The organism is Corynebacterium sp. HMSC08A12 (assembly GCF_001807485.1).
GTDB lineage: Bacteria > Actinomycetota > Actinomycetes > Mycobacteriales > Mycobacteriaceae > Corynebacterium > Corynebacterium evansiae.
Genome location: NZ_KV789178.1, coordinates 67,490 through 75,600, shown reverse-complemented (window position 1 = coordinate 75,600; position 8,111 = coordinate 67,490). Strand labels below are relative to the sequence as shown.

6 protein-coding genes and 3 tRNA genes are annotated in these 8,111 nt (G+C 64.0%); 1 reads left to right on the top strand and 8 read right to left on the bottom strand.

Translation table 11 applies throughout. The annotated features are described in order from the left end of the window. Nucleotides 1-61: 61 nt before the first annotated feature. The 4 genes from HMPREF3166_RS05590 to HMPREF3166_RS05575 all read right to left on the bottom strand — a co-directional run bounded on the left by HMPREF3166_RS05590 (nt 62) and on the right by HMPREF3166_RS05575 (nt 1,963). A tRNA-Met gene (locus HMPREF3166_RS05590) sits at nt 62-135 on the bottom strand. A gap of 73 nt (nt 136-208) precedes the next feature. Continuing rightward, nucleotides 209-281, bottom strand: a tRNA-Thr gene (locus tag HMPREF3166_RS05585). A 466-nt stretch (nt 282-747) separates the two neighbouring features. Beyond that, nucleotides 748-829: transfer RNA gene (locus HMPREF3166_RS05580), tRNA-Tyr, on the bottom strand. Between the two features lie 123 nt (nt 830-952). Further along, a complete protein-coding gene (locus HMPREF3166_RS05575; protein ID WP_070488083.1) occupies nt 953-1,963 on the bottom strand; it encodes a polyprenyl synthetase family protein in 1,011 nt (336 codons plus the stop codon). 175 nt (nt 1,964-2,138) lie between these two features. On the opposite strand from HMPREF3166_RS05575, the gene HMPREF3166_RS05570 reads away from it, so the two are divergent. Then, complete coding sequence (locus tag HMPREF3166_RS05570) at nt 2,139-3,578, top strand: geranylgeranyl reductase family protein (protein WP_070488081.1); 1,440 nt, start codon at nt 2,139-2,141, stop codon at nt 3,576-3,578. Nucleotides 3,579-3,612: 34 nt separating this feature from the next. Here HMPREF3166_RS05570 and HMPREF3166_RS05565 read toward each other — a convergent pair whose 3' ends face one another. The 4 genes from HMPREF3166_RS05565 to menD all read right to left on the bottom strand — a co-directional run bounded on the left by HMPREF3166_RS05565 (nt 3,613) and on the right by menD (nt 8,102). Next, nucleotides 3,613-4,299, bottom strand: a complete 687-nt coding sequence (locus tag HMPREF3166_RS05565) for a demethylmenaquinone methyltransferase (RefSeq protein ID WP_070488079.1) — start codon at nt 4,297-4,299, stop codon at nt 3,613-3,615. Nucleotides 4,300-4,327: 28 nt separating this feature from the next. Further along, the gene (locus tag HMPREF3166_RS05560; protein ID WP_070488077.1) at nt 4,328-5,686 is read right to left on the bottom strand and encodes a glycosyltransferase family 4 protein; all 1,359 of its coding nucleotides are present in this window, start codon (nt 5,684-5,686) and stop codon (nt 4,328-4,330) included. A gap of 92 nt (nt 5,687-5,778) precedes the next feature. Continuing rightward, complete coding sequence (locus HMPREF3166_RS05555; RefSeq protein ID WP_070488075.1) at nt 5,779-6,255, bottom strand: DUF3592 domain-containing protein; 477 nt, start codon at nt 6,253-6,255, stop codon at nt 5,779-5,781. Then, nucleotides 6,252-8,102 (bottom strand): 2-succinyl-5-enolpyruvyl-6-hydroxy-3-cyclohexene-1-carboxylic-acid synthase, encoded by a 1,851-nt coding sequence (gene menD / locus HMPREF3166_RS05550; protein ID WP_070488073.1) that lies wholly within the window; start codon nt 8,100-8,102, stop codon nt 6,252-6,254. Before menD ends, HMPREF3166_RS05555 begins: the two co-directional genes overlap by 4 nt. Nucleotides 8,103-8,111: the final 9 nt, after the last annotated feature.

Sequence of the window (8,111 nt, the reverse complement as noted above, 5' to 3'; positions counted from 1 at the left end):
ATTTCTCAGTCCAACTAATGGGGAGCAGTTCACATCACCGGGTGGTCTTGATCTTATTTTGTAGCGGTGGAGGGACTCGATCCCTCGACCTCACGATTATGAGTCGTGCGCTCTAACCAGCTGAGCTACACCGCCATCGTCGCCACTTTGCTACGGACCGCCAACGGTCTGTGTCTAACGTCGCGTGACGGGGCGCATAAAATGACAGAGCCCCCTGACGGAATCGAACCGTCGACCTTTTCCTTACCATGGAAACGCTCTGCCGACTGAGCTAAGGGGGCATCACTTCATTAACGCAGCGGATTTGTTTTAACCGCATCGCTTGAAGCCTGAGTTAGCTTAACCACCCGGCGATACTTTACACAAATCGGCAGTTCAGGGGCGGGTTTTATAGCTTCCAATCACTCTGCATTCCAACGTCTTCAATGCGCTTAGGCCAGCCTCTCGCCAACTTAGCCTCCAGCCCCTCAACAGCCCACTGAATGTCGCTATCCGTTGGGTTGAGTGTCGCTAGAACGGGAATTCGTTAGTGCACATCGTTCTCACCTTCACATACACACAGGTCAGAGAGTTGACCTATGCACGGTCTTGCAAGACTTGGTGACGTTTTCCCGATCTAACGACATCCCACCGTGCAGCCTCCCCGCTACCTCATGCCCAACTCTCGCACTGAGAACAGCAAAACCCGGTGGCCACCTCCCGTACAGGGAAGCAACCACCGGGTTGTTGTTTTGCCATTTGGCGCTGTGCCAGATGATGGATTCGAACCAACGAAGGCAGAGCCGGCGGATTTACAGTCCGCTCCCTTTGGCCGCTCGGGCAATCTGGCATGCACCATTCGGTGCGCTGGTAACTCTACTACGAGTAGCCCCAACTTATGCAAATCGCCAGCTCAAGCAGCCCACCGGAAGCGACTCTGCGCGCCCCGCAAGCTCCGAGGCCACTCCGACAGCTATCCCAGGCGCTCCAAGGCGAAGTCCATCAAGTGGCGCAGCGCCTGAGTCACCTGGTTCTCGGGCAGCTTGGCCAGCTCATCCTCGCCGTAATGGCGGTAGCGGCGCACAACCTCAAAGGACTTCTCACGGCCTTCGGACCCACGGATAAGCTCCAGCGCCTCGTCCACCAAGGCATCATCCGTGACAGGTCCGGTGAGGATCTCGCGCAGTCGCGCCCCTGTGGCGTCATCCTGCTGCATTGCATAAAGAACCGGCAGGGTGAACACACCCTCGCGCAAGTCCGTGCCAGGCTGCTTGCCAGAGACCTCCGGGTCGGCCCAAATGTCGATGATGTCGTCGACGATCTGGAAGATCTGGCCGACGTTGCGGCCGAAACGAAACAGTGCCTCGCGGTGCTCCTCGGAAGCGCCACTGTGCAGTGCGCCGAGCCAGCCCGCCGAGGCGATGAGTACGCCCGTCTTCTCCTGGATGACGGTCAGGTAGTGCTCGATCTCGTCCTCCCCATCGCGGGCGCCAATGGTCTCCCGCATCTGGCCGGTCACCAGCTCCTGGAAGGTCTCCGCGAAGTGCTGCACCGTCTGGGCGCCGAGCGTTGCCATTATTTCGCTGGCGATGGCGAATAGGTAGTCGCCCGCCAGAATCGCCACGGAGTTGTTCCAGCGCTTGTTCGCGGATTCCGCACCGCGGCGCTGGTCGGACTCGTCCATCACGTCGTCGTGGTACAGCGTTGCGAGGTGGGTCAGTTCCACCACGGCAGCTGCCTCGTTTACTTCCTGCGCGGTTGGCTTCTCACCGTAATGAGCCGCCAGCAGGGCAAACATCACGCGGAAGCGCTTGCCGCCTGCCTCGAAAAGGTGGCTGATCTTGTCGGTGAGGAAGGATTCGCCAACCGACAGCCGATCCTTCAGCAGCTGTTCAACCTGCTGCATCGACTGGCCCAAGGCCTCGTTTAGTTGCGCGTCCCCCACGTCAGGGAGCGCCGGTTTACGGGGTGTGGCACTTGGCATGTCCGTGGTCAGCCTCGACTTTTCCTCTTGAACTGCGCATGTGGTGTTTCACATGCGGTCTTTTACATGTCTACCGACACTTTAGTCGATTAACGTGGCAGTGTTTAACGCACGTGCGATCTACGCCTCGACCTCCCCGCCAGCCCTTCCCCACCCCGTGGAACAATGGGTGTCGATGAATCCCCCCGCTTCTGAAACTTTCAACGCTGGCCCCCTCGGCATCGAGTGCGATCTCGCCGTCATCGGAGCAGGCCCGGCTGGTTCCGCCGCTGCTTTTCACGCCGCCCGCGCCGGCCTGGACGTGGTGATGGTGGACATGGCCGACGTGCCGGGTTCTGTGCCGGGCACTGCACCCAGCCTCCTCCCGGTCGGCCGCGATAAGACCTGCGGCGATGGCCTCACCCCACGCGCCGTCGCCTCCCTGGAGTCGATGGGCGCGCTCCACCTCCTCGACGGCGCCCCGTACATTCGAGGGCTCAAGCTGCACGGCTTCGGCGGTTCCATCACCGCGCCGTGGCCTTCAGGAAACTTCCCGCAACGCGGCTCGGCCATCCCCCGCACGCGCCTGGATGCCGCCCTCGCCGGAATCGCTATCGCTGCGGGTGCTCGTTTTATCCAAGCGAAGATTAATGACGCCACCTCGGACCCAGTAACCCAGCAACTCAGCGAGGTCGCGGGCACTCGCACCGGTGAGGGCGTGCAAGGTTCATCCGCGCCTGTGAAGATCCGTGCGCGCTTCTTCGTCCTGGCCGAGGGCGTTCGCAGCGGCATTGCCCGCAAGCTGGGCGTGCAGTGGGATAAGGGGCTGGTCCACGGCATTGCGGCCCGCAGTTACATCAGCACCCCCTTCGGCGACGAGCCGTGGATCCACTCGCACCTGGAACTCAACGACGCTTCCGGAACCGCACAGCCGGGCTACGGGTGGGTGTTCCCCCTGGGCAATCCGGCCGAAGGAGCGGATCGCGGCCCGGCCGAAGGCATCGGCAAAGCGAACCTCGGCTGCGGAGTGCTGGCCACCACCAAGCGCCCCGCCAAGGTGAACACCAAGAAGCTGCTGCGCGACTACGCGCGCCAGGTCAGCGGCGAATGGGCCATCGAGGGAGAGCCGGAATCCATCACCTCCGCCCTCCTGCCGATGGGCGGGGCCGTCAGCCGCGTGGCTGGCCCCAACTGGGCCGCCATCGGAGACACCGCCGCCCTGGTTAATCCGCTGAACGGCGAGGGCATCGACTACGCCTTGGAGTCCGCCGAGCTGTTGGTCCGGTTGTTGGCTGATCAGTGGGGCGGGCCGGAGAAGTGGGCGTCCAAAATAAAGGGCCACAACGGCGCCGGCATGGAGCCAGAATGGACGAACCAGCTGCAGAAACACTACGGCGAGGCGTTCGGGCTGGCACGGCGGCTGGCGGTGGTTCTGACGATGCCGGGGCTAATGAGCGCACTCGGACCGCTGGGCATGCGCGGGCCGCTGGCGAACCGCGTGATGGGAGTGGCGACGCGCCTGATGGGGAACCTCGTGAGCCCTGCCGACCGCGACGTGGCTGCCAGGCTGTGGCGGGGTGCTGGGAAGGTTGTGAACCTCGCGCCGATCGACGAACCGTTCGCGGCGCGGAAGTAACCGCCGCTACTGGCCGCGTGCGGATGAGTTCCAGTTAGTCGCGGATCGCGCTGTGAAGCGCCACGATTCCGCCGGTGAGGTTCTGCCAACCGACCTCTCGCCAACCGCAGTCACGGATCTCCGCAGCGAGTTCCTCCTGGTCGGGCCAGGCGCGGATAGATTCGGCGAGATACTCGTAGGCGTCCGCGTTGGAGCTAACCACCTTCGCAACCTTCGGCAGGGCGCGCATCAAGTATTCCTTATACACCGTCTTGAAAATCGGAATGACGGGGGTGGAGAACTCCGCCACGGCGAGCTTGCCGCCGGGCTTCGTCACGCGCGCCATTTCGCGTAGGCCGGCGCGGAAATCCACGATGTTCCGCAGGCCGTAGTTGATCGTCACCGCGTCGAAAGTCGCGTCGGCGAAGGGCAGGTTCGTTCCGTCCGCGCACACCATCGGCACATTGCGGTGGGAGCCGGCGGCGAGCATGCCGAAGGAGAAGTCGCAAGCGATGCAGGTGGCGCCCGTGCGGGCGAACTCTTCGGTGGATACGCCCGTGCCCGCGGCGAGGTCGAGCACCAGGTCGCCGGGCTTTAAATCGAGGCGCTTGCGGGTGCGGATGCGCCAATAGCGATCCTGGCCGAAGCTCAACACCGTGTTGGTGAGGTCGTAGTTCTTGCCCACCGCGTCGAACATCGACGCGACTTCATGCGGCTTCTTTTCCAAACTTGCCCGAGACACGACTCACATCTTAGCGCGGGCGCTTCGTTTACTTAGCGGCGGGCTCAGTGCCGACCTGCGCAGCGGAGTCGGCCGCGGCCTCGGAGCTGACCTGCGGGGCAGGCTCGGCCGAAGTCTCAACGGTGGCCTGGGCGGTGGTCTCCTCGGTGGTCTCCTCAGTTGCGGGACGGGGCACTTCGCGCACCCCCGTGAAGTCGCGCTGCGAGCCCTTGCGCGGGGCCGCCTTGCCGCCCTGTGCGATGGCCTGGCGGTAGTAGCCGAGCAGCTGGTCGCACAGGCTGGACCAGCTCTTGTTCTGCACGCCCTCGAAGGCGTTGTCGCGGTAGGTATCCACGTCCCCAGCGAGGATGGTGTCCACTGCCTCGACCAGCTCGGCCTCGAAGTTCTCGACGTTTAGCAGGTAGCCGTTGTGCCCCGGCTTGATGAGGTCGATGGGGCCACCGGCCGCCGGGCCGATGGTCGCTACGCGGGAAGCCTGGGCCTCCTGGATCGCCTGGCAGAAGGTCTCGTACTGGCCGGTGTGAACGAAAATGTCCAGGCTAGCGAAGGCGTGAGCCAGGTCCTCGCCGTACAGCCCGCCGGTAAATACTGCGGTGGGCATCCGGGACTTGAGGTCATCCATCTCCGGGCCGTCGCCGACGATCACCAGCTGCACGTCGTCCCGACCGTTCAGGGCAGCCATGCGCTCCACGGACTTCTCGGCGGCCAGACGGCCGACGAAGCCGACGATGGTGCGGCGGCCCTCCAGGTCGGCGGCCTCGCCTACGTTGCCGCGCTTCTTCTCGCCCTCTAGCAGCCATTCGCGGCGCAGCTCGTCGGAACGCTTGGAGGGGTGGAAGCGTTGCGTATCCACGCCGCGACCCCAGTGCGCCACGCCCCGCACCCGGTTTTCTTCCAGCTCGCGCATCGTCACGGAGCTCGGGGCAAGCGTCATGGCGCACATGTTGTGCATGACGCGCACCCAGCGCCAAGCCATCTTGGACAGGAACTTCATCTTGTAGTTGTTGGCGAAGCCCGCCACGTCGGTCTGGAAGATTGCCACGCAAGGCAGCTTCAGTGCCCGCGCCGCCACGGCGCCCGCGCCGCCGAGGACGAAGGGGCTGGCCAAGTGAACCACGTCTGGCTGGAACTTCTTCAGCTCCGTGTACACGCTCGGCATCGGCACGCCGATCGGCAGGGAGTTAATGCCCGGCACATCCACGGCGGGCACGCGGGCGATGCGGTATCCCTCGTAGGTCGCAATTTCCTCCTGCCCATTCGTTGCCCCCGGGGCAATTACTAGCGCTTCGTGCCCGTTGGCACGCAGGTGCTCCAGCACTCGAAGCACGGAATTAACCACGCCGTTTACGTTCGGCAGAAAGCTCTCGGCAACAATTGCAACTCGCATACCCTTCAGCTTCCCTTTTGTAGTTCACGCCCGCGTTTCGTCTGGGTAAAAACATTAACAAGTCTAGGGAAACAAAAGGTTACTTTCGCTACTCAAAGTTTGTTTTTCTTCTGCCAGCGTCGGATCAGCAGCATCAGCATGGCACACACGCCCAGCCCTACGGCCATGGACGATAGTGCCGGCAGGAAAGCCAACGTCCATCCCCTCCCCTGCACCTTTACATTCTCGGGGTCGCTGACTTGGTATTCGACGCGCACGTTCTGCCCCTCCACCAGGCCAGAAGGGTACTTTAGCCCCTCCTCGGGCTGCTGGAAGTTGCCGTCTGCGTCGCGGAAGCGCACGGTGGTCCGCAGCGTCTGTACCGAGACCACCTCCGCCGTCGCTTCGGCTTTGTCTCGCGAGATCGCAAAGTCATCCATCGCAGAGGTCACGATCATCCCACCGCACACCAGCATCACCAGCCCCGCCAAGGCGATAACGGTTTGCTTCGCGCGCCGCAGCCTGCGTGCCGTGCGGATTTGTTTCGGGGTGAGCTCGTCGCTCCTCGCAGGATCTACTGTGCGATTCATCGCTTACCCGCAATTCTTTCTTCTATTTCTTGACGCCCACGCCTGCTCACCTTCACTTCCAGCACCGTGATCCCGTTGCCACCGATTTCGGCGTGCTCGTCGATGGCTGTGGCGAGTTCTTCCACGCTAGTAGCCAGCTTGTGTTCCACCCCGAACCCGGCGCAAAGTTCCGCAAAGTCCAGGTCCAGTGGCGTGCCGAAGACCCGCTCGAAGGCAGCGGTGCCGTCGGCGAAGGTGCGCAAGTGCTCGGCACCGGGCTCGAGGGTTTCGAAGATCCCGCCGCCACTATCGTTGGTCAGCACGATCAGCAGGTTGTCGGGGCGCGGCTCGAGCGGCCCGATGTTCAGCCCGCCGAGGTCGTGGGCGAATGTCAGATCCCCCATCACGGCGATGGTGCGCGGCGCGCGGATCGCAGTCGGGTCGGCGTGGGCGTGCGCCATCGCCGCGCCCACGGCGGTGGAGATAGTCCCGTCGATCCCCGCCGCCCCACGGTTGGCGATCGCCTGCACGCCGTCGAAAGGCAGCCCGGCGCGGGAGGCATCCCGCACCGCCGTAGACGCCCCTAGTACCAGGAGGTCCCCGTCGCGCAGGGCGTCCGCAACAACGGCCACAGCATGCACCGCGGTGAACGGTTCGCGCTCGGCCAACCCGTCGCGGACCTGATTCACGCCCATGTCGCTGATGGCGCGGGCGACCTGCAGCCAACTTTCCGGCTGCTCGCCGCGCGGCCGGACGGTGCTGCCGACCTCATCAACATTGTCGAAAACATCGGTGACGTTACGGGTGTCGCTGAGGGCGATGACGTTGATGTCCTTGTTGGCCAGAAGCTTTGTGACGCCACGGTGGAGGGTTGGCCGACCGATCACCACGATCTGTTCCGGGGTGGTGACCGCCGAGTGTTCACCGTCGCTGACGACCTGGGCACTGAACATGTCTACGGCCGCGCTGTGCACGGGGAAGTCGGGTGCGGGCGCGACGGGTTCCGCGATCGTCGGCACGTCCGCTAGCTCGTCCATGATCGAGCGCGCCCAGGCGACGTCGCTGACGGAGCCCGCGATGACGAGCGTGCGGCGGGAGAGGTCCACCTCGACCTGGCCATAGGGCAGCTTCCGGGAGCCACGGGCGGGCTGACCTGGCGCGTGCGAGTCGTGCGCCCCCTCGGTCGTTGCCGCATCTTCAGCAGCGTCTTCAGCAGCGGCGATTTCGCCCGCCCACAGCGATAGCTCGTCCAGCGTCGGCGGCACGAGCGGTTCCCGCAGCGGCACGTCCAGGTGGGCTCCACCGCCGTCGATGGGATCTGTTGCTGCAGCAATTAGCTTGCGCACCAGGTCGCGGAGCTCCCCTGCGGCACCTGCAGCGGCGCCTTCCAGCGCCAGTTCGCCAGTGTTCAGGGTGCACACCGAATGGCTACCGAAGATCTCCGCCTGGTCGATGGTCTGGTTCGCCCCCGAGCCCAGCATGGAGAGCGGCCGGTTCGCCGAGAGCACAACCAGTGGCACGCCGGAAAGCGTGGCCTCCACCATGGCCGGCAGGCAGTTGGCCACGGCCGTCCCGGAAGTCATGACGACCGGCACCGGCTGGCGCGATACCTTCGCCAGTCCCAGCGCCAAAAAGGCTGCCGAACGCTCGTCGGTGCGGACGTGCAGGCGCACCCGCCCGACCCTTTCCGCTTCCACGAACGCCAGGTTCAGCGGCGAGTTCCGCGAGCCGGGGCACAGCACTGCCTCGCGCACACCGCTGCGAATCAGCTGGTCAACCAGCACCAACCCCGCACGCACTGCAATGGGGCTAGTCAGCGCGGCGGAGTGTGTACCAGAATCCTGGGAAGAACTATCAGCGTTAGTCACAGTTCCACA

Coding starts and splice junctions, on each gene's coding strand:
- HMPREF3166_RS05575 (WP_070488083.1), bottom strand. CDS start 1,963: ATGCCAAGTGCCACACCCCGTAAACCGGCGCTCCCTGACGTGGGGGAC.
- HMPREF3166_RS05570 (WP_070488081.1), top strand. CDS start 2,139: ATGAATCCCCCCGCTTCTGAAACTTTCAACGCTGGCCCCCTCGGCATC.
- HMPREF3166_RS05560 (WP_070488077.1), bottom strand. CDS start 5,686: ATGCGAGTTGCAATTGTTGCCGAGAGCTTTCTGCCGAACGTAAACGGC.
- HMPREF3166_RS05555 (WP_070488075.1), bottom strand. CDS start 6,255: ATGAATCGCACAGTAGATCCTGCGAGGAGCGACGAGCTCACCCCGAAA.